This window comes from Corynebacterium jeikeium (genome assembly GCF_028609885.1).
Taxonomy (GTDB): domain Bacteria; phylum Actinomycetota; class Actinomycetes; order Mycobacteriales; family Mycobacteriaceae; genus Corynebacterium; species Corynebacterium jeikeium.
This window is the reverse complement of sequence record NZ_CP063195.1, coordinates 1602287-1628704: the sequence shown is the minus strand read 5'-3', so window position 1 is coordinate 1628704 and position 26418 is coordinate 1602287. Positions and strand designations below refer to the sequence as shown.

Here is a 26418-nt window from a genome sequence, read left to right as displayed (position 1 = left end):
TATGACTACAGCAAACCAGGTTCAGCCTTCTGCTGAATCGGCTGTTGCGGGCCGCGTCGTGCGAGTTATCGGCCCGGTCGTCGACGTGGAGTTTCCGCGCGGCCAGCAGCCAGCACTGTTCAACGCCCTGACCGTCGAGGTTGACCTCGAGGCAGTGGCAAAGACCATCACCCTGGAGGTTGCACAGCACCTCGGGGACAACCTTGTGCGCGCCGTGTCTATGGCACCGACCGACGGCCTGATCCGTGGCGCTGAGGTTACCGACACCGGCAAGCCGATCTCCGTACCGGTCGGCGACGTTGTCAAGGGCCACGTCTTCAACGCTCTGGGCGACTGCCTGGACGAGCCGGGCCTGGGCCGCGACGGCGAGCAGTGGGGCATCCACCGCGAGCCGCCGGCATTCGACCAGCTCGAGGGTAAGACCGAGATCCTGGAGACCGGTATTAAGGTCATCGACCTGCTGACCCCGTACGTGAAGGGCGGCAAGATCGGCCTGTTCGGTGGTGCAGGTGTGGGTAAGACGGTGCTCATCCAGGAGATGATTACCCGTATTGCCCGCGAGTTCTCCGGTACCTCCGTGTTCGCAGGTGTTGGTGAGCGTACCCGTGAGGGCACCGACCTCTTCCTGGAAATGGAAGAGATGGGCGTGCTGCAGGATACCGCGCTCGTGTTCGGCCAGATGGACGAGCCGCCGGGAGTCCGTATGCGCGTGGCTCTGTCCGGTCTGACCATGGCGGAGTACTTCCGCGATGTTCAGAACCAGGACGTGCTGCTGTTCATCGACAACATCTTCCGTTTCACCCAGGCTGGTTCTGAGGTTTCGACCCTGCTGGGTCGTATGCCTTCTGCCGTGGGCTACCAGCCCACCCTGGCTGACGAGATGGGTGTTCTGCAGGAGCGTATTACCTCGACCAAGGGTCGTTCCATTACCTCCCTGCAGGCCGTTTACGTGCCGGCCGATGACTACACCGACCCGGCACCGGCAACGACCTTCGCCCACCTGGATGCAACGACCGAGCTGGATCGTTCCATCGCTTCGAAGGGTATTTACCCCGCAGTGAACCCGCTGACCTCTACCTCTCGTATCCTCGAGCCGGGTATCGTCGGCGAGCGTCACTACGAGGTTGCCCAGCGCGTGATCCACATCCTGCAGAAGAACAAGGAACTGCAGGACATCATCGCCATCCTGGGTATGGACGAGCTCTCGGAAGAGGACAAGATCACCGTTCAGCGTGCACGTCGTCTGGAGCGCTTCCTGGGCCAGAACTTCTTCGTTGCGGAGAAGTTCACCGGCATCCCGGGCTCCTACGTGCCGCTGGCCGACACGATCGACGCCTTCGAGCGCATCTGCGACGGCGAGTTCGACGCTTACCCGGAGCAGGCCTTCAACGGTCTGGGTGGCCTGGACGATGTCGAGGCTGCTTACAAGAAGATGACCGAAAAGTAAGGGGTTAAGCACATGGCTGAGATTGCCGCACAACTGGTCTCCGTGGAACGTCCGCTGTGGGTTGGTACCGCAACGTCCGTTACCGCGCAGACCACTGAGGGCGAGATCGGCGTGCTCCCTGGTCACGAGCCTCTGCTCGGCCAGCTGGTCGAGAACGGCGTCGTTACCATTCGGACGAACACCGGTGAGAAGCTGGTGGCCGCGGTACAGGGCGGGTTCCTGTCCGTGTCCTCCGAGAAGATCACCATTCTGGCGGATTCTGCAACGTGGGCCAGCGAGGTCAACGTTGCGGATGCCGAGTCTCGCAAGCAGTCTGCAGAGACTGAGCATGACAAGGCTGTCGCAGAGTCCGAGTTGCGCGCTGTGAAGCGTATGGAAGCTTAAGAGCTAACTAGCTTTAAACTTCCCGACAAACGGGTTCCACTGTTTTCACGGTGGGGCCCGTTTTGCTTTTTCGAAACCCACTTCATGCCTGTAAGTTAGGTATATGGCGTGGTTGTTGTATTTTCTTGCGGCGGTGGCGCTGTTCGTCGTCACCGCCGTTGTGTGGCGCTTCTTTACGCTGCGTTCCCAGGGGTATCCCGTGGTTGTCCGGCGCCTGCCGAATTCCGATGGCAGGCACTGGCGCCACGGGATTTTGAAGTATTCGGGCCACTCCGCCAAGTTCTACAAGCTGCGTAGCCTGCGCCCGGCCTCGGACGTGGTGCTTACACGCTTGGGCACAGCAATCGTTTCTCGCCGCGAAATCACCCCGCGCGAGTCCGCTTTCTTGGAAGATAACGTCCACGTCGTCGAGGTAGTTCATCGCAAGACTCATTGGGAAATCGCCCTGGATAGTGCCGGGGATACTGCGCTTGTGGCCTGGCTCGAGTCGGCCCCTTCGGAGCGCCGCATACCCCGCCGTTGAGTCGCCGCCGGCTTCGGTAGCGTAGGCTGAACAACCATGCGCTTAGTCATTGCCCGCTGCTGTGTCGATTACGTCGGACGCCTGGAGGCCCATCTGCCGCCTGCAGACCGTTTGATCTTGCTGAAGGCCGATGGTTCGGTCTCTATCCACGCCGACGATCGCGCGTATAAGCCGCTCAACTGGATGATGCCGCCGTGTTCCCTTGAGGCCGTCGAGGCTAGCTCTTTTGATGGTGATGACGCCCCTACGGAGTATTCGGAGCTTGGAAATGAGGGGGTCGAGCAGTTGTGGATCGTTACGAATCCAAAGGGGGAGCAGCTGCGGATCCAAATCTTCGAGATCTATTCAGATACGGAGCATGACCTGGGGGAGGACCCAGGACTGGTTAAGGATGGCGTGGAGGCGCACTTGCAGGAGCTGCTGGCCGAGCAGATTGAGATCTTGGGTGAGGGCTACTCTTTGATCCGCCGCGAGTACCCGACAGCTATCGGCCCAGTAGACATATTGTCTAAGGACTCGACGGGCGCGACGGTGGCTGTGGAGATCAAGCGCCGTGGTGGGATCGACGGGGTTGAGCAGCTAACGCGATATGTGGAGCTGCTGAACCGGGACGAGCTCCTGGCGCCCGTAACGGGCGTGTTTGCCGCCCAGGAGATCAAGCCGCAGGCTCGCACACTGGCGGAGGACCGCGGCTTCCGTTGCGTTACTCTGGATTACGAAGCAATGCGAGGAACCGACTCCTCGGAGCTGCGGCTCTTCTAAAAGACCTAGCTCCGTTGGTTGGCCCTAGCCCCTTATCCGGCAAAGTAAGCTCTCCCGCGCGGCCGCCGCGCTTGAGGGCTATCAAGAAAGGACACTTAAAAGGTGACGAATCCTTCTAATATCCCTCCGTCCCGCTTTGTTGCTGGGGCAGTGGACCTGGGTGCAGTAAAGCAGCAGGCCGAACAGCGGGCGCAGGCGCAGGCTCGCGCCGCTCAGGCGGGCGCGGCTGGCACTGGCGCCGCCGCTGGAGGTATTGGCGCGGCAGGCCAGCCGGGTGCGGCGGCCGGTGGAACCGGCGCAGGAGGCACCGGGGCTTCCGTAGCTTTCGTAAGCACTATCACCCCGGAGAACTTCGAGCTTGACCTTGTGGTCCGCTCCACGCAGGTTCCGGTGATTACGCTGCTGGGTTCTGCCCGTTCGGAGGCATCGGAGCAGATGCGCCAGGACTTCACCAAGCTAGCTGAGTCCCAGCAGGCACCGACCAAGTGGCTTTTCCGTTATGTCGATGTGGACGCCACCCCGGAGGTCGCCCAGGCCTTCGGCGTGCAGGCAATCCCCACCGTCATTGCGCTGGCCGCCGGCCGCCCGCTGACCAACTTCGAGGGAGGCCAGCCTGCCGCGCAGCTGCACGGCTGGGTAGATGCGGTAGTTCAGGCCGTAGACGGCAAGTTGCGTGGCTTGGCTCCGGAGGAAGACCCGGCTAATGCGGCCGGCGGTGGCGCGGGCGCTGCTGCGGCCGGTGCTGACGCGGACCAGGATGCGGGCGACCCGCGCCTGGCTGCTGCCGCCGAAAAGCTCGAAGCGGAGGATTACGCGGGCGCAATTGAGGATTATGACGCCATCCTTGCCAACCCCGCGCAGGCCGACGACGAGGTCGTAGGGGAGGCCCGCGCGGCGCGTGCCAACGCGCTGCTGATGCAGCGCCTGTCCACGGGTGGGGACGAGTTCGCGGAATCCGACCGCCTGCTGCTGGCGGGCGACAAGCCTAAGGCCTTCGACCTGCTGATCGAGGAGCTGCGCCCGTCCGCCGAGGGGAGCGCGGATCACAAGAAGCAGGCGAAGGCTCGCCTGCTGGAGCTGTTCAGCCTGTTCGACCCGGCGGACCCGGAGGTCATCACGGGCCGCACCCGCATGGCCTCGGCGCTGTTCTAGCCGGGGTTAGCCCTCCAGCACGAACCAGCGTGCGGTGTGCGCCGGGATCTGCAACACCGCAGAAGCTTGCATGCCGTGGGAGCCGGTGGGCTCCGTGTGCAGGTCGCCGTTCACGCGCCCGGCACCCTCGTACTGCACGTCGTCGGTGTTTAACACCTCGCGCCACGTACCGGCCTGCGGCAGGCCGATGCGGTAGTTCTCCTGGGTGGTACCCGAGAAGTTAATGACACACGCCAGTTCGCGTCCACGGTGGCGTCGAATAAAGGAAAGAACGTTATTCGTCGAGTCGTCGCTGGCGATCCATTGAAAGCCTTCCGGCGCGTGATCCTGCCCCAGCGCGGGCTCGGAGTGGTAGAGCTTGTTCAGCTGGCTGGTCAGGGCGCTGATGCCGCGGTGGAATTCTCCCTCCCAGCCTTCGAGGTCGTGCCAATCCAGACCGCGGGACTCGTTCCACTCCTCGGTCTGGCCCCATTCCTGGCCTTGGAAGAGCAGCTTCTTGCCTGGATGCGCCCACATGAACGCCAGGTAGCTGCGCACCATCGCAGCCTTGTCCCAGGCGGAACCGGCGGGCATGCGCGACCACAGGGTGCCCTTGCCGTGTACTACCTCGTCGTGGCTGATCGGCAGCACGTAGTTCTCGGAGTAGGCGTAGACCATCGAGAACGTGATTTCGTTGTGGTGGTAGCTGCGGTAGGCGGGATCGCGCTGGATGTACTCCAGGCTGTCGTGCATCCAGCCCATGTTCCACTTCAGGCTGAACCCCAGGCCGCCCTCGCTGGTGGGGGCGGTCACACCCGGCCAGGAGGTCGACTCCTCGGCGATGGTCAGCGAGCCCGGGCACTTGCGGTGCACGGTGGCGTTCATTTCCTTCAGGAACTCCACCGCATCCAGGTTCTCGCGCCCGCCGAACTCGTTGGGCAGCCAGTCATCGCGGGAGTAATCCAGGTACAGCATCGAGGCCACGGCATCCACGCGCAGGCCGTCGATGTGGAACTCCTTGCACCAGTACAAAGCGTTCGCCACCAGGAAGTTGCGTACCTCGTTGCGCCCGAAGTCGAACACGTAGGTGCCCCAGTCCGGCTGCTCGCCGCGGCGCGGATCCGGATGCTCGTAGCAGGCCTCGCCGTCGAAGCGGCCCAGAGCCCAGCCGTCCTTGGGGAAGTGGCCGGGAACCCAGTCCATAATTACGCCGATGCCGGCGCGGTGCAGCGAATCGATCAGGTAGCGCAGGTCGTCCGGGCCGCCGTAGCGGTTGTTCGGCGCGTAGTAGCTGGTCACCTGGTAGCCCCAGGAGGGCTCGAAGGGGTGCTCGGAGACGCCCATGAGCTCTACGTGGGTGTAGCCCAGCTTCTGCACGTACTCCACCAGCTCCGCGGCCAGCTCCCGGTAGTTGCGCCCCTTGCGCCAGCTGCCTAGGTGCATCTCGTAGATGCTCATGGTCTCGTCCACGCCCACGGCGGCGCGGTGAGCCAGCCACTCGTCGTCGCCCCAGGCATAGTCGCTGTCCGCCACGACGATGGAAGCGGTCGCGGGGGCGGGCTCTGCCAGGCGCGCCATCGGGTCGGCCTTGTCCAGGCGTACGCCGTCGCCGGTGGTGATGGAGAACTTGTAGTGCGCCCCGGCACCCACGCTGGGGATCCACAGTTCCCAGATGCCGCTGCTACCCAGCGCGCGCATGGGGTGTTGGTTAGCGTTCCAGCCGTTGAAGTCGCCGATCACGGAAACACCCGCGGCATGCGGCGCCCACACGGAAAAGGACACGCCGCCGTCCAGCACGTGCGTGCCGAGCACCTTCCACAGCTCCTCGTGCCGCCCCTCTCCGATGAGGTAGCGATCCAGGTCGCCGACGGTAGGCAGACGCCGGTAGGGGTCTTCCAGGGTGGCGGTGGTGCCGCCGGCCCAGGTGACTTCGAAGACGTAGGTGTCTACGAAGTAATCCACGGTTGCGGTGAATAGCGCCGGGTATTCCTCTGCCGGCTCCATCTGCACCGGCTCGCCGCCGTTGATGCGCACGGCGACGGACTCCGCCCCGCACTGAACCGTGCGAATGGTGGTGGTTCCGTCTCCGTTTTCGTGTGCCCCAAGCACGTCGTGCGGGGCGTGGTGCCTACGTTCTGCGAGCCGGTGGTAATCGTGGTTCATACCCGCCGATTCTACCTGCGGGGATCGTATTCTTCCTGAGCTCGCATGCAGACCCGCTCGCGCTCACCCTCACCGAGGGTGGGCAGCCGGAAGATGTGCGCAACCTGGAAGTCCGGATCCAGACGCACGTAGTTGCTGGCGCCCCAGGTGTAGGTCTGGTTCGTCGGCAGGTCGGTGACCTCGAAGTGCACCTCCTCCGGCGCGCCCAGGCCAAGCGCTTCGGTATCCAGGTGCACAGAGCCCTCGACGATCGCGTTGGGGTTCAGGTTCACCACCACGAGCACCGCGTTGCCGGTAACACCGTCGACCTTCGAGTACGCGAGGAGGTCGTCGCTCGTGGTCTCGTGCAAGCGCAGGGTGCGCTGTTGTTGCAGCGCCGGGTTTTCTTGACGCCACAGGTTCAGATCCCTGATCCATTCAGCGCAGTTGTCCACTGAGTAGTCGCGCGGACGCAGCTCGTACTTCTCGGAGTCCAGGTACTCCTCCGAGCCCGCGTGAACCGGCGTGGATTCGTAGATCTCAAAGCCGGAGTACACGCCCCACAGCGGGGAGAGGGTGGAGGCCAGAGCGGCGCGGATGGCGAACATGGCCTTGCCGCCGGTCTGCAGGGATTCGTGCAGGATGTCCGGGGTATTGACGAACAGGTTCGGGCGGAAGACATCGGCGTAGTTGGCGATGTCCCCGGCGAACTCCTCCAGCTCCTCCTTGGTGGTCTTCCAAGTGAAGTAGCTGTAGGACTGCGTGAATCCCGCCTTGGCCAGGCCGTAGAGGCGTGGCGGGCGGGTGAAAGCCTCGGAGAGGAAGACCACGTCCGGGTCGGTGGCGTGGACCTCGGCGATCAGCCACTGCCAGAAGTTCGTGGGCTTGGTGTGTGGGTTATCCACGCGGAAGATGCGCACGCCGCGGCCGATCCACAGGCGCACAACCTTCAGCACCTCGCGGTACAGACCCTCCGGGTCGTTGTCGAAGTTCAGCGGGTAGATGTCCTGGTACTTCTTCGGAGGGTTCTCGGCGTAGGCGATGGTGCCGTCCGGCAGCACGGTGAACCACTCCGGGTGTTCCTTAGCCCACGGGTGGTCGGGGGCGCACTGCAGCGCAAGGTCCAGGGCGACCTTCAGACCCTGCTTGTTGGCGTCGGCGACGAAGTTCTCGAAGTCCTCGACGGTACCGAGGCGTGGGTGTACGGCCTCGTGGCCGCCGTCCTTGGAGCCGATGGCCCACGGGGAGCCGACGTCCTCCGGGGTGGGGGTCAGAGTGTTGTTCTTACCCTTGCGGTTGATCTCGCCGATCGGGTGAATCGGCGGCAGGTACAGCACGTCGAAGCCCATGTCCGCGATGCGCGGCAGGTCCGCGGCAGCGGTGGCGAAGGTGCCGTGCACCGGGTTGCCGTCGGCATCCCAACCGCCAGTGGAGCGGGGGAACATCTCGTACCAGGCGCCCACGCCGGCGGTCTTTTCCTCCACCAGCACGTGGAACTCCGGGCCGCGGGTCAGCAGGTCGCGCAGCGGGCGCTTGTCCAGGGCCTCCTTGATTTCCGGAGACAGGGCGGTGGCCAGGCGCTCGTCGATGCTCAAGGATTCATCGCGCAGCTGGCCTGGCACGGAAGCCACCAGCTCCCGGTGCTTACGGGAGGCCTTCTCCGCCGCCCGCTCGAACAGGCGCGCGCCGAGCTCAAAATCATTGGCCAGCGCCTGGGCATCCTGGCCCGCGGCTACCTTCTTGGTGATTGCGTTGAACCATGTGGCTGCTGGATCCGACCAGGCGTCAACACGAAAGGTCCACATACCCGGCACATCCGGAACGAACACGGCATGGCGACGGTCGACGTCATCGGGGTCAGGCGACATCGTGATCTTCGCGCGGCCACCCTCAGCGCCGGCGGGGCGGCGGACGACGAGGGTGGCAGAAATAGCGTCGTGCCCCTCGCGCCAGACGCTTGCGCTGACCGGGAACACCTGGCCGACGATGGCCTTGGCGGGGGTGGCTCCGTGGGAGATGACGGGGGAGATGCAGTCGATGCCGAGGCGGCCGGTCATGGGAAAGCTCCTTTTGGGTGGCAGTGGGGATCCGTTGGCGGTTCGCTTTGGTGCTTACACAGCAAGCCTATGTTGTTGGCACACTTCGCGCGGATCTTGAGGCACCATGGGGGAGTGAGCGAGAACGTGACGAACTTGATTTCCACCCCGGCCACCGCGCAGGCCGATGAGGACGACCTGATCGTAAATATGCGCAACGTTTCCGTCGTACGTGACGGGCGGGCCATCCTGGCGCCAATGGATTGGCAGATGGAGCTGGACGAACGCTGGATCATTGTCGGGCCCAACGGGGCGGGCAAGACCACCTTGATGCGCCTGGCGTCGGCACAGATGTTCCCAACCACCGGCACGGTAAAGCTGGTTGGTGAGCAGATGGGAAAGGTGGATCTGCGCGAGCTGCGCACCGCCATCGGAATGAGCTCCTCTGCGCTGGCGCAGCGCGTGCCGGGAGATGAGAAGGTCGCGGACATCGTGATTTCCGCCGGCTATGACGTGCTGGGCCGCTGGCGCGAGGATTACGACGAGCTGGACTACGAGCGCGCCATTGAGATCCTGGAAAGCGTCGGCGCCTACCACCTGGCCGAGCAGACCTGGAGGACCCTAAGCGAAGGTGAGCGCAAGCGCGTGCTGATCGCCCGCGCACTGATGAACGACCCCGAGCTGTTGCTGCTGGACGAACCGGGCGCAGGCCTGGACCTCGGCGGCCGCGAGGACTTGGTGGCGCTGCTTTCGGACCTGGCGGCGGATCCGGACTCCCCGGCGATCGTGATGATCACCCACCACGTGGAGGAGATCCCGCCGGGGTTCACCCACGCTCTGTTGCTGGACGAGGGCGAGGTTGTGGCGCAGGGCATCCTGGAAGACGTAATGACCAGCGAGAACCTCACCCGCACCTTCCACCAGCCAATCGAAGTCAAGCACGAGGACGGTCGCTGGTTCGCCCGCCGCAGCCGCCAACGCCGGGGCAGCCACCGTTCCAATGGAGCCGGTGGAGCCAGTGGCGCCAGTGGAGCCGGCCACCGCCGACAGGAAGATCGGTAGACTCTGACGCATGAAGGAAAACCGTTTGGGCCCAGTGCAGCCACGTCACGCGTCAACGGTGATTCTGTTGCGCGATACGTTGTCGGGGATCGAGGTGTACGTCCAGGAGCGCGCCTCGACCATGAAGTTCTGCGCGGAGATGACGGTTTTCCCAGGCGGCGGTGTGGATTCCCGAGACATGCCGGGAGACGTCGACGGCGATGGCCACATGTCGCCGGCCATCAATTGGCAGGGCGCGGAGGTCAAATGGTGGGCCAAGCGCCTGCAGAAGCCGGAAAGTATGGCCCGCGCCCTGGTGTGTGCCGCGGTGCGCGAGACCTTCGAGGAGTGCGGCACGCTGCTGGCCACCCACCGCGATGGCTCCCCAGTCGTGGACACCACGCCCTACCAGGAGGAACGCAAGCTGTTGGAGAACCACCAACTGAGCTTCTCCGACTTTATGAGCAACAACAACTTGGTCTTGCGTTCCGACCTGCTGCGCCCCTGGGCCAACTGGGTTACCCCGGTGGAGCAGCCGATCCGCTACGACACAGCCTTTTTCGTGGCCGCCATGCCGGAGGGGCAGGAGACCAGAGCCGATACCCCGGAGGCTACCTCGACGGGTTGGTTCCGTCCCTCCACGCTGTTGGACGGGTGGCGCTCCCGCAAGATCTCTCTGATGCCGCCGACGTGGGCCCAGCTGAAGCTGCTGGATACTTTCCGCACTGTCGAGGAAGTGTTGGATTTTTCCTCCAGCCTCTCCGTCGATCCGGTGCTCGAAGAGCCCGTCGACGAGCCGTACATGGCCGAGTACTACCTGATGGAGCAGCAGATGTATGGCGCACCTGCCCGCCAGTTCGCGCCGGGCATGAAGTTCGTCGTAGACCCCGCCGAGATGCCGGAGAACCCTTTCGCCATTCGTCCCCACTCCTACGAGCAGTAGCGCGCAACGATGGCCTTTTCTGCCGCCGAGCTGGATTTTCTGCTCGCTGATTGCGCCGCTGGCTCGCCCCTTATTAATGACGCCACCACGTACCAGCTAACCAAGAAAACCCTCGTGCAGGACCTTTCCCACCTGCGTAAGGCACACGGCGAGCACGCTCGCGCCCTAGTGGAACTGGTGCAGGCCCGCCGTGCGGGCAAGCTGCCGGATAGCTGGCTGATGGATAGCGAATCAGTTCAGCAGGCCACCCCGCCGGTAGTCGCCGAGTGGCGCGCGGAGGTGTTGAAGGGTGCCGGGGTGGAGGCTGCCGTGGATGTCACGTGCAGCATTGGCACCGAGCTGTACGCGCTTTCTGCCGCGGGGCTGCGCGCACTGGGCGGGGACCTAGATCACCAGCGGCTGCGCATGGCCCGCTTCAATGTGCCGGAGGTCCCGGTAGTGCGCATGGATGCGCTGCGACCCGCGTTCGCTGGTGACCTGAAATCCGGTGCGCTGAAATCCGGCGTGGTGGTGGCAGATCCCGCTCGCCGGAACTCCTCGGGCCGCATTGCCAAGCTAGAGGATTTGCAGCCGCCGCTGCCGGAGCTTTTGGACTGCTACGACAAAATGGTGGTCAAATGCGCACCGGGGATCGACTACTCCGAGTTCGACGGCCACGTGGAAGTCGTTTCCGTCGATGGAGGAGTAAAGGAGGCGTGCCTCTATTCACCCGCGATCCTTGGGCGGGGGCGCCGGGCGGTCGTGATGGGGGCGTCATCAGTTAAAGAAATAGTGACAAGCGATGAGCCCGAGACTGATCGTGTGGGCGGGGTAGGGCGCTACATCGTGGACCCCGACGGCGCCATCGTGCGCGCCGGGCTAGTGCGCCAATACGCGGCGCGGCATGGGCTGTGGCAGTTGGATCCACACATCGCGTACCTGACTGGCGACGAGCTACCAGCGGGCGTGCGCGGCTTCGAGGTTGTGGAAAAAGTGCCGCTGAAGAAGGCGCGTTCTGCGTTGGTGGGGTTGGGTGCGAAGAGCGTGGAGATCCTCGTGCGCGGCGTGGATGTGGACCCCGATGAGCTGCGGAAGAAGTGGAAGCTGAAGAAGGGCAACGCGGGCGGAAATGGTGGCGCGAGCGGTGCCGGAGTGGCGGATACTGCTTACTCTGTCGTGGTTACGCGCATCGGTGAGGGCGGCGCTGCCAAGGCTGTGGCATTTATTTGCCGGGCTCGTCGCAGCTCGCGGGGGTAGTTCTAAAACAATATAGGAAATTTGTGGCGGTGGTCACCCAGTGGTAGGTACTATGGTGCCAAATCACAATACCCAAGCAGGAAGGTCAACGAATGTCGAACATCGTTGTTCTGGTTAAGCAGGTGCCGGACACCTACTCCGAGCGCAAGCTCACCGACGATGACTTCACCCTCGACCGCGACAGCGCAGATGCTGTCCTGGACGAAATCAACGAAAACGCTGTTGAGGCTGCACTGCAGCTGAAGGAAGCAGATAGCTCCCGCAACGTCATCGTTCTGTCCGTCGGCCCGGAGCGCGCAACCGAAGCGCTGCGTAAGGCACTGTCCCTGGGCTGCGACGAGGCCAAGCTGGTTGTAGATGAGAACCTGGCTGGCTCCGACGCACTGGGCACGGCATGGACCCTGTCCAACGCCCTGAACCAGATCGAGGACATCGAGCTGATTATCGCCGGCAACGCCTCCACCGACGGTGGCGCTGGTTCCGTCCCGGGCCTGCTGGCTGAGTACCGCCAGATCCCGGCTCTGACTCACATGGAAGAGCTGAGCGTTGAGGGTGGCAAGGTCACCGGTAAGCGCGTCACCGAAGAGGGCGTATTCGGCCTGGAGGCTCCGACCCCGGCCATCGTGTCCGTGACCGAGAAGTCCAACACCCCGCGCTTCGCTGCCTTCAAGGGCATCATGGCTGCCAAGAAGAAGACCATCGAAGAGCTGTCTCTGGAAGAGATCGGCGTGGACGCTGCAAACGTTGGCCTGGCAAACGCCACCACCTCCGTTTCCGCTTCCACCCCGAAGCCGCCGAAGTCGGCTGGTGAGATCATCAACGACGAGGGCGAGGGCGGCAAGCAGCTGGTCGAGTTCCTGGTCAAGGAAAAGCTGGTTTAAGGGAAGTAGGGATTTAAGGACATGACCAACGTACTAGTACTGGTTGAGCACGGTGAGGGTCAGCTGAAGAACTCCACCGTCGAGCTGATCACCGCTGCACGTGTGTTCGGCACCGTCGGCGCCGTTGTTGTTGGCGCTCCCGGAACTACCGAGAAGCTGCAGGGCGCACTGGCCGAGGCTGGCGCAGAGACCATCTACGCCGCTGAGTCCGATCAGGCAGAGTCCCTGCTGATCACCCCGGAGGTCGACGCACTGTCCGGCCTGGCAGCTCAGCTGCAGGTTCCGGTTATCGTCTCCGCTACCGCAACGGGCAACGAAATTGCAGGTCGCGTTGGCGCCCGCGTTGCTTCCGGCGTTCTGTACAACACCAACAACATCACCGCTGAGAAGACCGCTGAGATCAGCATCTTCGGTGGCGCTTACACCGTTACCGCTTCCGCTGCCGGCGCATCCCCGGTCTTCACCCTGGCTCCGGGCTCCCTGGATCCGGAGCCGCAGGCTGCTGCTGGCAACGTCCAGCAGGTTGAGCTGCCGGGTGCTGGCCCGACCGCCGTCACCATCACCTCCTTCGCCCCGGCTGAAGCCGGCGATCGTCCGGAGCTGACCGAGGCCAACATTGTGGTTTCCGGTGGTCGTGGCGTGGGCGGCTCCGAGGGCTTCACCGACGTCGTCGAGCCGCTGGCCGACGTCATGGGTGCCGCCGTTGGTGCTTCCCGTGCAGCTGTGGATGCCGACTACTACCCGGGTAAGTTCCAGGTTGGTCAGACCGGTGTTACGGTCTCCCCGAACCTGTACATCGCACTGGGCATCTCCGGCGCTATCCAGCACAAGGCTGGTATGCAGACCTCCAAGACCATCGTTGCTGTGAACAAGGACGAAGAGGCTTCCATCTTCGAGATCGCAGACTTCGGTGTTGTCGGCGACCTGTTCAAGGTTGCTCCGCAGGCTACCGAGGAGCTGAAGAACCGCAAGTAGTTCTTCACCCTAGGCTTTTACAGCCGGCGCCCTTTCGCTTAGCTCTACGCTGGCGGGAGGGCGCCGGTTTTTCTTGTGGCTTGTTCGGCGCTACCCGTCCTGCTGCCGGATGTACTCGTCCATGTAAGGCAGCGTGAAACGCACGCGACCGAATCCCGCTGGCTCGATCAGATCCCGGGTAATGAGGCGGCTCCGCCACGTGGACAGGCCCCTCGGCTCCACGCCCAGGTGAGTGGCGATGTCGCCAGTCTTGACAGCTCTCGTTGCCGGTGCTGCTGCGCTCACCGATTCTGGTTCGGACGCCCCCTCGTCGGCACTAATCGCAGCCATCGCGCGGAGGAAGTTCATTTCCCCCTCCGGCAGACGGCTGAGCGCGGGCCGGTGGACGTGGCTGGTCATGCGGTCGATTGCCCGTCGGGAGGCAGTCTCCACGTGTGCGGCCTCGATGGTGCCCGAATCATCGATCCCGGCAGCCGCCCAGGACAGTGCGCCGACCACTTGGATGAGGTACGGGTATCCGCGGCAAATGTCGGTGGCGCGGCATAGGGCGTCATCAGTAAAAGGACGGCCAGAATCCGCGGCGGTGATGGCGAGGGTCTTCGAGACTTCCTCGGTCGGCACAGCGTGGAGGTCGACGCGGAAGGCGCGGCGGAGGAACGTGGTGCCCTCGTGCTGCAGTAGCGTGTCCACGCCGTGGGGCAGGCCCGCGCAGACGAAGGCGATGTCGCGCTCGTCGCGCATGAGGTCCTGGACCGCTGTGGCCAGGCGGTGGAGCTGGTCGAGGTCGGCGGATTGCAGCTCGTCGAGGGTGATGAGGATGCCGGTGCCGGTGATTGCGTCGGAGAGTTCGCGTAAGCGGGTGATGAGCGTTGGTACGCTGCGGAGTTCTTCGGCTCTTGAGTGTGCTTCAGTGCGGAAGCTGCCCACGCCGGTGATGGATGCGCCGGAGAGTTTGCGCTCTGGTGGCTGCTCGATACTTGTGATGGCGGTGGGGATAGTCGTTTCGACCAGCTCGGAGATCATGTCGTTGTTCGGGTAAGCGCGCAGGACGATCCAACCCTGGACGCGGGCTTTGTCCTCGATCTCGTTGAGTAGCACCGTTTTGCCCACGCCACGCAGACCACTGGCCAAGATCGTGCGGTGCGGGGAGCCGGGGCCTTCGGCGAGGCTGAGCTCGAAATCCTGCAGCAGCTCCGCTCTGCCTGCGAGGTAGTACGGCGACGTGCCGAAGCTGGGGCGGAAGGGGTTGCGCTGGCCGGGCACAGCGGACTGGCGTGAGGGATCGGACATGCCTCACAGCATAGTGGAGCTTTGCTAGATTTTGTTAGATCTGTTAGATCTCTGTGGACTTGTTAGAAGTGTTAGATCCGGGATCTTCCGATCCAGCTGTGTCCTTGTCTGTGTCCCTGTCCGTGTCCTTGCCCTTATTGTTCTTCCGGAGCAAATGGATGATCATGATGAGCACACCAGGAACTGCTAGGACAAGAAACGCGATCAGGGGCATAAACAAAAATCCTGCGAGCCCCATTGCTATCGCTTCTGTAGATATCAGCTCTGAGTACCTGGATAATACCAAGAGGCAAAGGTCCCGTGAGCGATGTTTGCTGACCAAGAAGTAGGGTAGGGGCGTGAACAAGACCAACCACGCAGCGAAGAGTCCAGTGCCAGGCGCGTCGGCTGAGGCGACGGGCGGCGGCGCAACGGCCGCGCGGGAGCGCCTGTACGTGGACAATGCGGCGTCCCAGGCCCTGCGACCCGAAGCGCAGGAGGCGATGGAGCGTGCCGCAGGGCTGCTGAACCCCGCAGGCCAGTACAAGACCGGGCGCGATGCCCGTCGCAGCCTCGAGGACGCCCGTGAGCAGATCGCCGAACTCCTCGGCGCGGATGGAGCAGAGGTGATCTTCACCGGCTCCGGCACGGAGGCCGATAACATCGCCATCCAGGGGCTCGCGTTTGGTTCGAAGGCCCACCGCGGCGCGCACGTGATCGCCAGCTCCGACATTGAACACCCCGCCGTGGTCGAGTCCGTCGACTGGCTCACGGCCGGGCCGCTCGATCTGGGGTTTGAACGTGCGGTCCTTCCTGTGGACGCCGCCGGCCGCGTCCGTGCCGAAGACTGGATTGCCGGTCTAGAAGGTAGCGCGGGCGCGCCGAGCGACCTGGCGCTACTGACCTGCATGTGGGCCAACAACGAAACCGGCGCGATCCAGCCGGTGGAGCGACTCGCCAGTTTTGCCCGCGACAACGGCGTGCCTTTCCACACCGACGCGGTGCAGGCCGTCGGCCACGTCCCCGTCGACTTCCACGCCCTCGGTGCCACCACGCTGGCTGCCAGCGCCCACAAGTTCGGCGGTCCGAAGAACACGGGCCTGCTGCTCGCCCGCCGAGACGCGGACATCTTAAGCCCCGTGCGCGGAGGCGGCCAGGAGCGAAAGCTCCGCTCCGGCACCGTGAACGTGCAGGGTGCGGTGGGATGCGCGGCGGCGTTGGCGTCATCAATCAAGGAACTAGAACAAGCAACCGCCAGAATGCGCATGGCGCGCGAGAGGCTACGGGCGGCGGCGCAGGGCATCGACGGCGTGCGGATCTGGACTCCCGAGGTCGGCGCGCTGCCCGGGCACCTGCACATGAGCTTCCCTGGTGCGGAGGGTGACTCACTGATCATGCTTTTGGACGCCGCCGGGGTGGACGCATCGACGGGCTCTGCCTGCAGCGCCGGGGTGAACCGAGCCAGCCACGTGCTGACTGCCATGGGCGTGCCAGTGGACGTGGCCCGTGGTGCGCTGCGGATAACTCTGGGCGCGGACATCACTGACGACCAGGTCGAGTACCTGGCGAGCATCCTGCCGCGCGTGGTCGAGCAGGCCCGCGCCGCAGGAATGGCCTAACCCGCCGGTACCCGAGTAGGGTGCCAAACATGCGAGTAGTAGCAGCAATGAGTGGCGGTGTGGATTCCGCCGTGGCGGCCTCCCGAGCGCTTGAGGCCGGGCACGAAGTGATCGGCGTACACCTGGCGCTTTCCCAGTCCCCCGAGGCTGTGCGGGCGGGCTCGCGCGGGTGCTGCTCCCTGGAGGACTCCGCGGACGCACGCCGCGTGGCCGATAAGCTGGGGATTCCGTTCTACGTGTGGGACTTCTCCGACCGCTTCAAGGCCGACGTCATTGACGACTTCGTGGATTCCTACGCCATCGGCGAGACACCCAACCCGTGCCTGCGTTGCAACGAAAAGATCAAATTCGAGGCGCTGCTGGACCGCTCCATCGCGCTGGGGTTTGATGCCGTGGTGACCGGGCACTACGCCCGCCTGCACGACGGCGTGATGCGCCGCGGAGTGGACGCCAACAAGGACCAGTCTTATGTGCTGGGCGTGCTGACCGACGAGCAGCTGGCACACTGCATGTTCCCGGTCGGTGACACGATCAAGCCGGAGATCCGCGAAGAAGCGAAGGACCACGGTTTCGGCGTGGCCTCCAAGCCGGACTCCCACGACATCTGCTTCATTCCCGACGGGCAGACGCAGGCGTTTCTAGGCAAGAAGATCGGCCTGCGACCGGGGCTGATGAAGGACCAGGACGGTTCGACCGTCGCGGAGCACGACGGTGTGTATGGCTTCACCATCGGCCAACGGAAGGGCTTGGGACTTCCGCGCGAGGGGCTGGACGGCAAGCCGCGCTATGTGACGGATATTGACGCCGCCACGGGCACCGTGACCATCGGCCAGCGCGACGACCTACGGGTCGGTGGGATTACGGCCGATCGGTTGAAGCGCCTGGACCCTGCCGTGCACGGCCGCGAATTCGAGTGCGAAGTGCAGGTGCGCGCTCACGGTGGGGTAGTGCCCGCCACCGCACGGCTGGTGGACGACCCGGAGAGGACCACGCCGGCGGGGCGCGTCAAGAAGGAAGGCGAGAGCCCGTGGCGCCTGGAGCTGGATCTGCACGAGCCGCTGCAGGGCGTGGCGCGCGGGCAGGCCGCCGTGGTCTACCAGCCGGACGCCGAAGGCGACATCCTGCTGGGCAGCGGCACCATTCGCGCCACCGCACCGTGGAGCGATGCGGGTGCCGCTGGTACCGCGGGTGAGCGCGCAACGCCGGCAGAGGCGTAGCACGGCGATGGCAGAAAACACCGCACAGCCGGAGCCGATCGGGCGCCTGGGCTGGTGGGAGAGCACCGTCACGGATCACGCGGAGGTGCGCGCCGCAATCCAGTCCGCACTGACCCGCACGTGCGACGTGGACGAGGACACGGGCGTGCCGCCGGTTTTGTCGTTCCCGCGTTGCGGCCGGGCGGGGGATCTCACAGCGTTGACGGCCAGCTTCGCGCAGTTGCCGATCCGCGCTAATACCCGCGGGTGGGAGCTGACTGCCCATCCGAGCCTGGAATCCCGGCGCATGGATGGTTGGGTACGCGAGGCGACGGATGCCGCTGAGGAGCTGCTGGCGAGCAAGGTCGAGCGGCTGATGCTGCACGTCACCGGGCCGTGGACGTTCGGCGCCGAGGTGGAGTTCCGCGGCCACCCCGTGTTGCGCGACCGCCCGGCGTTTAAGGACTGCGCTCTGCACCTGGGCTTCGGCGTGGAGCAGGTCGCGGGCGCGCTGTCAGCGGCGCTCGGCTGCGAGGTCATCATTGCACTCCACGAGCCGCGCGTCCGCGAGGTCATGGGCGGACTACCCGGGGCCACCCGCTTCGACACGATCCCCGCCGTCGACCGCGAGTTCATCTACGGGGTGTGGCAGCGCTTCCAGCAGCAGGTCGCGCGGCCGGTGGTGCTGGATACGGGATCTTTTATCGATGACGCCCTCTCGCACGCGCCTGGCTTCCACCGCATCGTGGTGCCCGTGGATCAGTTGCAGACAACCAGCGGCAAAGACCTGGTTGGCGGGATGATCGGTCGCGGCCAGGGGATTGGCTGGGTGGTGCCCCAGGCGGCGCCGTCGGTGGGCGGGGAGATTGCGGGCGCCCGAGGGCATGCTGCTGCGCATCCGGAGTCAGCCGGCGTGGAGAGTGCCGGCGACCCGGCCGCAGATCTCAGCGGGGCCGACGTGGAGGCCGTCGCGGGCGACATCGCCCGCGCCGTCCTAAGTCAGTGGACGCAGTGGACGCTGCCAGCCGACGAGCTGCCGGGGCTGGTGGACATTGTGGTTCCCGAGCGCAAGCGCACCGCCGCGCAGGCCTCCGTGGCGGCGGCTCGTGCCCGCCACGCGGCGGCCCTGCTTTGGCGTAATTGATAGTGCAACTGGTGCTGCTCTAGCGCGGACCCGGCGCGCCTGAGCGAGGCCTGCACCGCTGAACGCGGCCTGCACCGCTGAACGCGGCCTGCACCGCTGAGCGCGGCGTGCACCGCTGAACGCGACTGAGCGCGGTTGAACGCCAGTCGCGCTAGAACTCCTCGTAGACCGCCGGATCCTGGTTCTTCCGGCGCCCATCCGGACGGCCCAGCGCCGTGATGGCCTCGATTTCTGCATCACTCAGGGTGACGTTCAACGACTCCAGGTTCTCGCGCTGCCGCTCCTCCGAGGCAGCCTTCGGGATCGCCAACACCCCGCGGCCGCGGTGCCACGCTAGGACGACCTGCCCGGGGGTTGCGGAGTGGGCGTCAGCAATCTCGGCAATGACCGGCTCCTCCAGAACCGCGCCGCGCAACAGCGGCGACCAGGCCTGCGTCACGATGCCAAGTTCGCGGTGTGCCGCGACGGCCTCGGCCTGTGGAAAGTGCGGGTGCAGCTCGATCTGGTTGACCACGGGGTACTCGCCGGTGGCGGCGTGGACGGCCTCCAGGTGCTCGGGCAGGAAATTGCACACGCCCACGTGGCGGATTACCCCCCGTTCGCGCAGCTCCAGCAACGTTTCGAAGGCCTCCACGTAGTGACCCTGCTTGGGATTCGGCCAGTGGATGAGATGCAGGTCGATGCGGTCCAAACCCAATCGGAAGAGGGATTCCTCGACGGAAGCGATAGCGTCGTCGTGCCGCTGGTAGCGGCCGGGCAGCTTGGAGGTGACGATCACCTCGTCGCGGTGGATCCCGCCGGCGCCGGTCGCAGCGCGGATGCCCGCGCCCACCGCGCCCTCGTTTTCGTAGTTGTAAGCCGAGTCGATCAGACGGTAGCCCGCGCGAATGCCCGCAGCCACGGAGTCCGCGCCCGCTTGGCCCTGCATCTTGTAGGTTCCGAGCCCAATCTCCGGGAGGGAAAGTGCTGTGGTTTCAGTCATTCGGTCCTGCCTCTCTACTCAGTTCGGTTTTGCGCCGTTCGGTTTGCGCCGCTTTCCAGCAGCTCCTTAAAGCCTGCCTCGTCCAGCACGGGCACGCCCAGGTCCTCGGCCTTCTTCAGCTTGGAGCCGGCCTTTTCACCTGCCACCAGGAAGTCCGTCTTCTTCGACACGCTGCCCGCCGCCTTGCCGCCGCGAGCCTCGATGGCTTCCTTCGCTGCCGTCCGGTCGAAGTCCTCCAGCGAACCGGTGACTACGATCGTCAGGCCCTCCAACAGCGCGGAATCCACGCCATCCGCCTCTCCGGAAGCTTCCCCGGCCTCCTGGTGCATCCGCACGCCAGCAGCCGCCCAGCGATCCACGATCCGGCGGTGCCAATCCACCGTGAACCAATCCGAAATTGACTCCGCGATCGTCTCCGCCACACCGTCGATGCCGGCCATCTCCTCGACTGAGGCCGAGGCGATGTCCTCCACGGACTCGAAATGCTTCGCCAAAGCCTTCGCCGCAGTCGGACCCACGTGCCGAATCGACAGTGCAACCAGCACCCGCCACAGGTCCGCCTCCTTCGCGGACTGCAGCTTCTCCAGCAAAGTCTCGCCAGATTTATTCAGCTTCCCGGCCTTCGTCGCATAGGAACTGGTCTTCTCCAGATCCTCGGCGCTCAGGTCGAACAGTTCCGACTCGTCGGCCAGCACGCCGGAGTGGATCAGATCGTAAGCGCCCTTTTCCCCCAAAGCGTCGATATCAAACGCCTTGCGGGAAGCCAGGTACGTCAAGCGGGTATGCAACTGGCCGGGACAGTATTGAGTGTTGGGGCAACGCCAGTCGGCGTCACCAACCTTCGAAGGAGCCAAACGGGTGCCGCACTCGGGGCAGAACGTCGAGAATAGGAAAGGCCGCTCCGCACCCGTACGCTTGTCCTCGACCGGGCCCAGCACCTCCGGGATGACCTCGCCGGCCTTGCGGATGGTGATCGTATCGCCCAGCATCACGCCCTTGCGGTGGGCCTCCGTCGGGTTGTGCAGAGTGGCCATCGAGACCGTGGAGCCCGCTACGTACTTCGGCTCCATGACCGCATAAGGCGTGGCCCGCCCCGTGCGGCCGATGCCGACGCGGATGTTGTGCAGCGTGGTCATCGCCTCTTCCGGCGGGTACTTATACGCGATCGCCCAGCGCGGGGCGCGGCTGGTGTGGCCCAGCTCCAGCTGCTCTTCCAGGGAATCGACCTTGACGACCAGCCCGTCCATCTCGTGCGCTGCGTCGTGCCGGTGGTTTCCCCAGTACTCGACCTGCTGCTGGACCTCCTTGGCGGAGTGAACTTGCTTGGTGTACGGGCTAACCGGCAGCCCCCACGCGGCAATCGCGCGGTACGCATCGTGCTGGGAAGCGGGGGAGAAGCCCTCGCGCGCGCCGATACCGTGGCAGATCAACTTCAGTGGGCGCTTGGCCGTGTCCGCGGAATTCTTTTGCCGCATCGCGCCGGCAGCGGCGTTGCGAGGGTTGGCGAACATTTTCAGCCCCTCGGCCTGGCGCTGGGCGTTCATGGCGGCAAAGTCCTCGACGTCGATGAATACCTCGCCGCGAATCTCTACCAGTTCGGGGACGGGGAATTCATCGGTGCCGTGGAGGGTATCCGGGATGTCGTCGAGGGTCCGCGCGTTGTGGGTGATGTCCTCGCCCGTCGTGCCGTCGCCGCGGGTCAGCGCGAGCTCCAGCTGGCCGTCGATATAGAGGAGGTTTATTGACGCCCCGTCGATCTTCAGCTCCGTCAGATATGTCTTCGCGGGGGTGCGGTCCAGCCAGCCGGCGAGTTGCTCGGTATCAAAGACGTTGTCCAGGCTGAGCATCTGCTCGCGGTGGTCAACATTGCGGAATGGACTGCTGGTGGGCGGGGCGGGCGCGACTTCCTCGGTGGGGGACGCGCCGGTGACGACCTCCGGGTGGGCCTGCTCTAGGTCTTTGAGCTCCTGCAGCAGGGCGTCGAAGTCCGCGTCCGAGATCTCCGGTTCGCCGTAGTAGTAGAGCTGCCGGTGGTGGCGCACCTGGTCAGCGAGTTCTTGCCAGCGGGATTGAGTACTCACCCCCGCTAGTCTACTTGCGGCGGATCTACTTGCGGCGGACGGCGGTGAAGTAGACGGCCACTGCAGCGAGCACAATGAGGACTAGGACTCCCAGGCCGATGTATAGGATCGTGTTGCTCTGGGAGGCATTGTCGATGTCCTTGGCTTGGGCGTTGGAGTCGTCGCTGGAGTTTCCGTTGTTCTCCTGTCCGTCGTTGCCGTCGTCGTTGGTTCCTGGTGCCTCGGGGGTGGGGGTTGGTCCGGGCTCTAGGGTTTGACGCCACTCCGGTCCATCGACTTTGTTTCCTTCTACTGCGGTGGACAGGCGGAACTCGATGTCCTTTGCTTGCTTTCCGTTATCGTCGTAGCCCTCGAGGGTGACCATGACATACCACTGACCGGCATCCGAAGCTTCCTGTTCCCCAACGTTTCCTTCACGGTTGCGGTAGAAAACGTACGGCGTACCCACAGCACGTGCGGTGGTGGGGACATCCTTGTCGAGGGTCCGAATTGTCTGCTCGGAAGTTACTTCGCGGCGCGGCGACGCCACGTAAATGTCGCCGTTACGGGAATCGTCCGTGTTCTTCTTATCGAATTCAACCTCTGCGATGGGGCGCTGGCCCCAGTCGACGTTCATGCGGTAGAACTTCGTCTCACCGGGCACCAAGGTGTCGGATACCGTGCCCGGGGTGATCTCGGTTGCGTTGTTGTAGGAGTTGCCGCCGGGGGTCGGCTTCGGGGAGGTGCTCGGCACCTTGACTTTATCCTTGTCGTCGCCTTCCGGAGTTTCGCGATCGTTCTCCGGGCCGGCATCGGCGCCGTCGACCTGAGGCGCGAACCCGACCATGATTTCAACCGGAAGGTCGTGGTCAATTTCGGTACCGGTATGGTTCAGCTTCACGCGATACTTCGTCGGGTCGCAGTCCTCATCCGGTTCGATAGTGACGGACTCCGCCTCCGGTGGGCCGGGCCAATTGGAGGCTCCGAAGTAGCCGGAGCCCTTGTCGCTGCAGCTGTCGTTCTTGTATTCAACGTTGACGTTGTAGTAAATGTGGTCGCCGCCTTCGAAGCCGACGGGAACCAGGTTAGCGGTGATTTGAGCCTTCTTGCCTTCGGGGACGCTGATGCTGAACCACTTGTCAGCGCCGTCTTCGTTAGTCTTCTGCGGTGCCGGCAGTGTGCTTTGGTAGAGGCCTTCGCCGAGGTAGAACCCATCGGTGGCGTTGTCAGCTAATTGGACTGGGGTGCCTGCGGATTCGTAATTTCCGGCGACGCGTTGGGCGGCGTCAGTCAGTGCTTCGGTGAGTGCTTCGGTGTCGTCTGCAGACGTGTAGGTGCCGCCGGAGACTTCGGAGATGCATTCGAGTTCTTTTTGGGCTTTGTCGTCGACTTTGAATCCGACGGTGTGGATGGCTAGGTCGATGCCGTCGCCGGCGATGTCTTCGGCGACGTCGCAGACTGGTGGTGGGGCGCAGGTGTCGATGCCGTCGGAGACGAGGATGATGTTGCGCTTGCCGGAGCTGCCGAGTTCCTCGGCGGCTTTCTTGATGGCATTGCCGATGGGGGTGTAGCCCTTGGGCTCTAGCCCGTTGATCTTGTCCTCGAGGTCTTCGGGCTTGTTGTTGCCGAGGGAAGCGAGGGTGGTGATGTCTTGGCAGCCTTTGTCGCGGTTGTCCGGGGCGTTGGATTCTTCGGAGCCGTAGGCGATGACTGCGGTTTGGGCTGAATCGGCGAGGGTGTCGATGGTGTCGTTGGCGGCTTTTTTGGCTGCGTCCATGCGAGTGCCGCCGTCGCCGGTATCTTTTTCGGCCATGGAGTCGGAGGCGTCGAGGACGACGGCGACTTTGCTGTCGCCGCCGGTGGCGTCATTGCTGCTAGTGCTTCCATCGCTGCCGTTGTTGTCGTCTTCGGCGTTGGCGTTGACGGCGAGGATGGGCAGGAGGGCGATGATGGTGAGGAAGGCGAGTAGTGCGAGGGTGAGGCGCCAGGGTGTGGGGTGTTTTGCTGAGGTTTGGGGGGTGGGGCTAGCTGGGTGCAAGGGGGATCAGCGCCTTTCTAAGTACTGCGAGGTTTTGTTTTACAAGGGTGGGACGCAACGCGGCCGCATAATGTTCCCAGTGCGGAAAAAGTTCCCCGCTGAGAAAAATTGTGGTGAAGAAAATAATAGGAAATAAAGCTCTGACCCGCATGAAGAGCGTTCTGATTTGAACGATAACGAGGGGTGTCCGGGGGCACCTATAAAGTGGTCACCATGACTGCACCGCATTTTGACCCGGCACACATGCTGAGCTTCGACCTGGAAACCACTGGAGTAGACCCGAAGACCGCCCGCATCGTCACCAGCGCACTTGTGACCATCAAAGGGCGCGAGCGAAACGACATCGAGATGCTCGCCGATCCCGGCGTGGAGATTCCCCAGCAGGCCTCCGACGTCCACGGCATCACCACCGAATACGCCCGTGAGCACGGCCAGGATCACGGCGAAGTGTTGGCCAAAACGATCGAGGGTATCCGCGCAGCCTGGCGCTCTGGTGCGACGTTGATCGTCTACAACGCCGCCTATGACCTCAGTGTCCTGCGCGCTCTGGAGCCCAGCTTTACTGTCGACGGGCCGGTATTCGATCCCTATGTTGTTGATAGGGCAAAGGACCAGTACCGCAAGGGTAAGCGTACCCTGGAAAGCGTGTGCCAGCACTACGGTGTGACTTTGGACAACGCTCACGAGGCGACGGCGGATGCGGTGGCCGCAGCCCGCGTGGCATGGATGCTGGCACGCAAGTATCCCGAGATTACCCAGATGTCAGCGGATGAACTGATGCTGTCCCAGGCAACATGGTTCTACGAGTCCCAAAAGGGGCTGCAAGAGTGGTTCCACAAGAAGGGCAAGGACGTGCAGGTCAACACCGCTTGGCCGCTCGCTGAGTAGTCTGGCGAAAACTTATCGCAGCGGCCATTTGTTTCTTATCTTCCCCAAGTAGCACAATAAAGGTGTTAGGGTCCTTTTCCTGTTTCTTTTTGACGCCCACTCGGCCCCAGCCGAACCCGAAGGGAAGTCACTGTCGCGGCAGGGGATGAGGGCCGACGCTTCAAGAAGACATCTGAAAACAGAGAACATCTGAATACACCGAAATGGGGCACTAGGGATCCATGGACGATAAAAACAATCCCCAGGGCGCTGCTCCTGGATACGCAGTCGCTTCCACTCCACAGATCGCGGAGTCTAAGAGGGAGAAGAAGGACAACACCCACTGGCTGTACATTGCCGTGATCATCGCCGTGATCGCCGGTATCATCTTCGGCCTCGTGGCCCCGGATACTGCCAAGGGATTCAAAGAGCTGGGCACTACCTACGTCAGCCTAATCAAGATGATCATCGCTCCGGTGATCTTCTGCACGATCGTGCTGGGAATTGGCTCGGTGAGGTCTGCGGCGTCAGTAGGTAAAGCAGGCGGCCTGGCGCTGACATACTTCGTTACTATGTCCACCTTTGCCCTCGCAGTGGGCCTGGTGGTCGGTAACCTCCTGCAGCCTGGCGATGGACTGAACCTGAGCACCGGCGGAAGCAATACTTTCGGCAACGGCGAAGAGCAGAAGGCCGAAGGCCTGGTGGGCTTTGTCCAGGGGATCGTCCCGGACACCTTCTTCAGCGCCTTCACTAGTGGTCAGATCCTGCAGGTGCTGTTCATCGCCTTGCTGGTGGGCTTCGCCACACAGTCGATGGGCAAGGCCGGCGAGCCGATCCTTGGCTTCGTAGCTACGTTGCAGAAGTTGGTATTCAAGATCTTGTCCTGGATCCTATGGCTCGCACCGATCGGTGCCTTCGGCGCCATGGCTGGCGTGGTCGGCGGTACGGGCATCAAGGCCGTCCTGCAGTTGGGCGTGCTGATCCTTGGTTTCTACATCACCTGTGTGATTTTCGTGTTCGGCATCCTGGGCCTGATCCTGCGGGTATTCACGGGATTCAACATCTTCAAGCTGGTGAAGTACCTGGGCCGCGAATTCCTGCTGATCTTTGCCACCAGCTCCTCCGAGTCGGCGCTGCCGAACTTGATGCGCAAAATGGAGCACATTGGTGTGGATAAGTCCACGGTGGGCATCGTCGTGCCGACGGGCTACTCCTTCAACCTGGACGGCACCGCCATCTACCTGACGATGGCCGCCATCTTCATCTCGGACGCCATGAATATCCACATGGGACTCGGCGACCAAATCAGCCTGCTGGTGTTCATGATCATCGCCTCCAAGGGCGCAGCGGGCGTGTCCGGCGCGGGTATCGCCACGCTAGCAGCTGGCCTGCAGTCCCACCGCCCGGAGCTGTTGGGAGGCGTGGACATCATCGTTGGCATCGACCGCTTCATGTCCGAGGCCCGCGCGCTGACCAACTTCTCCGGCAACGCAGTGGCTACCCTGCTGGTCGGCAAGTGGACGCACACCGTCGACAAGGAACAGGTCAAGCGCGTGCTGAACGGCGAGGACCCGTACGTGGAGGCCGCGGACGACCACAACGTCAACCTGAAGTACCCGTCGGTAAAGAACCCCGCCACCGAGCACCTGCAGCCTACTCCGCAGGTCAACCTGGACGACTACCGCCAGCAGTAGCCCGCCGGTCAGTAACCCCTCGGGGCTAGAAGGCAGCGGGCGGTCGAC

The 26418-nt window shown here is 63.8% G+C and carries 21 protein-coding genes; 15 read left to right on the top strand and 6 right to left on the bottom strand.

From position 1 onward, the window contains the following. Window position 1 precedes the first annotated feature (1 nt). The 5 genes from atpD to CJEIK_RS07180 all read left to right on the top strand — a co-directional run bounded on the left by atpD (window position 2) and on the right by CJEIK_RS07180 (window position 4268). Entirely contained in the window at window positions 2-1447 is a 1446-nt protein-coding gene (atpD, locus tag CJEIK_RS07200; RefSeq protein ID WP_005292972.1) for a F0F1 ATP synthase subunit beta, read from the top strand. A 12-nt stretch (window positions 1448-1459) separates the two neighbouring features. Beyond that, the gene (locus CJEIK_RS07195; RefSeq protein ID WP_005292970.1) at window positions 1460-1831 is read left to right on the top strand and encodes a F0F1 ATP synthase subunit epsilon; all 372 of its coding nucleotides are present in this window, start codon (window positions 1460-1462) and stop codon (window positions 1829-1831) included. Window positions 1832-1934: 103 nt separating this feature from the next. Beyond that, the gene (locus CJEIK_RS07190) at window positions 1935-2354 is read left to right on the top strand and encodes a DUF2550 domain-containing protein (RefSeq protein WP_005292967.1); all 420 of its coding nucleotides are present in this window, start codon (window positions 1935-1937) and stop codon (window positions 2352-2354) included. Between the two features lie 36 nt (window positions 2355-2390). After that, entirely contained in the window at window positions 2391-3116 is a 726-nt protein-coding gene (gene nucS, locus CJEIK_RS07185) for an endonuclease NucS (protein ID WP_005292966.1), read from the top strand. Window positions 3117-3218: 102 nt separating this feature from the next. Beyond that, window positions 3219-4268, top strand: a complete 1050-nt coding sequence (locus tag CJEIK_RS07180; RefSeq protein ID WP_077536183.1) for a tetratricopeptide repeat protein — start codon at window positions 3219-3221, stop codon at window positions 4266-4268. A gap of 6 nt (window positions 4269-4274) precedes the next feature. On the opposite strand, the gene glgB is transcribed toward CJEIK_RS07180, so the two are convergent. Next, window positions 4275-6410, bottom strand: a complete 2136-nt coding sequence (glgB, locus tag CJEIK_RS07175; RefSeq protein WP_005292962.1) for a 1,4-alpha-glucan branching protein GlgB — start codon at window positions 6408-6410, stop codon at window positions 4275-4277. Window positions 6411-6421: 11 nt separating this feature from the next. Continuing rightward, window positions 6422-8446, bottom strand: coding sequence for an alpha-1,4-glucan--maltose-1-phosphate maltosyltransferase (locus CJEIK_RS07170; RefSeq protein ID WP_005292960.1), 2025 nt, complete (start codon window positions 8444-8446; stop codon window positions 6422-6424). A 69-nt stretch (window positions 8447-8515) separates the two neighbouring features. Between CJEIK_RS07170 and CJEIK_RS07165 the strand changes: the two genes are divergently transcribed. The 5 genes from CJEIK_RS07165 to CJEIK_RS07145 all read left to right on the top strand — a co-directional run bounded on the left by CJEIK_RS07165 (window position 8516) and on the right by CJEIK_RS07145 (window position 13501). Beyond that, window positions 8516-9487 carry an ABC transporter ATP-binding protein gene (locus tag CJEIK_RS07165; protein ID WP_005292958.1) on the top strand — a complete coding sequence of 324 codons (972 nt, stop codon included), beginning with the start codon at window positions 8516-8518 and terminating at the stop codon, window positions 9485-9487. A 10-nt stretch (window positions 9488-9497) separates the two neighbouring features. Then, complete coding sequence (locus CJEIK_RS07160; protein WP_005292956.1) at window positions 9498-10409, top strand: NUDIX hydrolase; 912 nt, start codon at window positions 9498-9500, stop codon at window positions 10407-10409. A 9-nt stretch (window positions 10410-10418) separates the two neighbouring features. Beyond that, window positions 10419-11645: a THUMP-like domain-containing protein gene (locus CJEIK_RS07155; protein WP_005292954.1), complete on the top strand. Its 1227-nt coding sequence runs from the start codon at window positions 10419-10421 to the stop codon at window positions 11643-11645. 92 nt (window positions 11646-11737) lie between these two features. Continuing rightward, on the top strand, window positions 11738-12526 hold the full coding sequence (locus CJEIK_RS07150; RefSeq protein ID WP_005292953.1) for an electron transfer flavoprotein subunit beta/FixA family protein: 789 nt from the start codon (window positions 11738-11740) through the stop codon (window positions 12524-12526). A gap of 21 nt (window positions 12527-12547) precedes the next feature. After that, complete coding sequence (locus CJEIK_RS07145) at window positions 12548-13501, top strand: electron transfer flavoprotein subunit alpha/FixB family protein (protein ID WP_005292951.1); 954 nt, start codon at window positions 12548-12550, stop codon at window positions 13499-13501. 90 nt (window positions 13502-13591) lie between these two features. On the opposite strand, the gene CJEIK_RS07140 is transcribed toward CJEIK_RS07145, so the two are convergent. Beyond that, a complete protein-coding gene (locus CJEIK_RS07140; protein ID WP_005292949.1) occupies window positions 13592-14791 on the bottom strand; it encodes an ATP-binding protein in 1200 nt (399 codons plus the stop codon). A gap of 371 nt (window positions 14792-15162) precedes the next feature. On the opposite strand from CJEIK_RS07140, the gene CJEIK_RS07135 reads away from it, so the two are divergent. Genes CJEIK_RS07135 through CJEIK_RS07125 form a run of 3 tightly spaced genes read left to right on the top strand, consistent with a single transcriptional unit; the run spans window position 15163 to window position 18729 of the window. After that, a complete protein-coding gene (locus tag CJEIK_RS07135; protein ID WP_050760821.1) occupies window positions 15163-16389 on the top strand; it encodes a cysteine desulfurase family protein in 1227 nt (408 codons plus the stop codon). A 29-nt stretch (window positions 16390-16418) separates the two neighbouring features. Next, window positions 16419-17606 carry a tRNA 2-thiouridine(34) synthase MnmA gene (mnmA, locus tag CJEIK_RS07130; protein WP_034964338.1) on the top strand — a complete coding sequence of 396 codons (1188 nt, stop codon included), beginning with the start codon at window positions 16419-16421 and terminating at the stop codon, window positions 17604-17606. Window positions 17607-17613: 7 nt separating this feature from the next. Continuing rightward, a complete protein-coding gene (locus tag CJEIK_RS07125) occupies window positions 17614-18729 on the top strand; it encodes a hypothetical protein (RefSeq protein ID WP_034964335.1) in 1116 nt (371 codons plus the stop codon). A gap of 151 nt (window positions 18730-18880) precedes the next feature. Here the strand turns inward: CJEIK_RS07125 and CJEIK_RS07120 are convergent, their stop codons facing one another. The 3 genes from CJEIK_RS07120 to CJEIK_RS07110 are packed head-to-tail and all read right to left on the bottom strand — an operon-like array spanning window position 18881 to window position 23809. Next, window positions 18881-19711 (bottom strand): aldo/keto reductase, encoded by an 831-nt coding sequence (locus CJEIK_RS07120; protein ID WP_005292935.1) that lies wholly within the window; start codon window positions 19709-19711, stop codon window positions 18881-18883. Between the two features lie 14 nt (window positions 19712-19725). Continuing rightward, entirely contained in the window at window positions 19726-21792 is a 2067-nt protein-coding gene (gene ligA / locus CJEIK_RS07115; RefSeq protein ID WP_005292933.1) for an NAD-dependent DNA ligase LigA, read from the bottom strand. A gap of 25 nt (window positions 21793-21817) precedes the next feature. Beyond that, on the bottom strand, window positions 21818-23809 hold the full coding sequence (locus CJEIK_RS07110; RefSeq protein WP_005292930.1) for a vWA domain-containing protein: 1992 nt from the start codon (window positions 23807-23809) through the stop codon (window positions 21818-21820). A gap of 213 nt (window positions 23810-24022) precedes the next feature. Here CJEIK_RS07110 and CJEIK_RS07105 point away from each other — a divergent pair, with 213 nt between their 5' ends. Further along, complete coding sequence (locus CJEIK_RS07105) at window positions 24023-24697, top strand: 3'-5' exonuclease (protein ID WP_050760808.1); 675 nt, start codon at window positions 24023-24025, stop codon at window positions 24695-24697. Window positions 24698-24918: 221 nt separating this feature from the next. Continuing rightward, window positions 24919-26370, top strand: a complete 1452-nt coding sequence (locus tag CJEIK_RS07100) for a C4-dicarboxylate transporter DctA (protein ID WP_005292924.1) — start codon at window positions 24919-24921, stop codon at window positions 26368-26370. Window positions 26371-26418 lie beyond the last annotated feature (48 nt).

Bases quoted from the DNA above. Each gene is read 5' to 3' on its own strand.
- atpD (WP_005292972.1), top strand. From the start codon at position 2: ATGACTACAGCAAACCAGGTTCAGCCTTCTGCTGAATCGGCTGTTGCG.
- CJEIK_RS07195 (WP_005292970.1), top strand. From the start codon at position 1,460: ATGGCTGAGATTGCCGCACAACTGGTCTCCGTGGAACGTCCGCTGTGG.
- CJEIK_RS07190 (WP_005292967.1), top strand. From the start codon at position 1,935: ATGGCGTGGTTGTTGTATTTTCTTGCGGCGGTGGCGCTGTTCGTCGTC.
- nucS (WP_005292966.1), top strand. From the start codon at position 2,391: ATGCGCTTAGTCATTGCCCGCTGCTGTGTCGATTACGTCGGACGCCTG.
- glgB (WP_005292962.1), bottom strand. From the start codon at position 6,410: ATGAACCACGATTACCACCGGCTCGCAGAACGTAGGCACCACGCCCCG.
- CJEIK_RS07170 (WP_005292960.1), bottom strand. From the start codon at position 8,446: ATGACCGGCCGCCTCGGCATCGACTGCATCTCCCCCGTCATCTCCCAC.
- CJEIK_RS07165 (WP_005292958.1), top strand. From the start codon at position 8,516: ATGTTGTTGGCACACTTCGCGCGGATCTTGAGGCACCATGGGGGAGTG.
- CJEIK_RS07160 (WP_005292956.1), top strand. From the start codon at position 9,498: ATGAAGGAAAACCGTTTGGGCCCAGTGCAGCCACGTCACGCGTCAACG.
- CJEIK_RS07155 (WP_005292954.1), top strand. From the start codon at position 10,419: ATGGCCTTTTCTGCCGCCGAGCTGGATTTTCTGCTCGCTGATTGCGCC.
- CJEIK_RS07150 (WP_005292953.1), top strand. From the start codon at position 11,738: ATGTCGAACATCGTTGTTCTGGTTAAGCAGGTGCCGGACACCTACTCC.
- CJEIK_RS07145 (WP_005292951.1), top strand. From the start codon at position 12,548: ATGACCAACGTACTAGTACTGGTTGAGCACGGTGAGGGTCAGCTGAAG.
- CJEIK_RS07140 (WP_005292949.1), bottom strand. From the start codon at position 14,791: ATGTCCGATCCCTCACGCCAGTCCGCTGTGCCCGGCCAGCGCAACCCC.
- mnmA (WP_034964338.1), top strand. From the start codon at position 16,419: ATGCGAGTAGTAGCAGCAATGAGTGGCGGTGTGGATTCCGCCGTGGCG.
- CJEIK_RS07125 (WP_034964335.1), top strand. From the start codon at position 17,614: ATGGCAGAAAACACCGCACAGCCGGAGCCGATCGGGCGCCTGGGCTGG.
- CJEIK_RS07120 (WP_005292935.1), bottom strand. From the start codon at position 19,711: ATGACTGAAACCACAGCACTTTCCCTCCCGGAGATTGGGCTCGGAACC.
- CJEIK_RS07105 (WP_050760808.1), top strand. From the start codon at position 24,023: ATGACTGCACCGCATTTTGACCCGGCACACATGCTGAGCTTCGACCTG.
- CJEIK_RS07100 (WP_005292924.1), top strand. From the start codon at position 24,919: ATGGACGATAAAAACAATCCCCAGGGCGCTGCTCCTGGATACGCAGTC.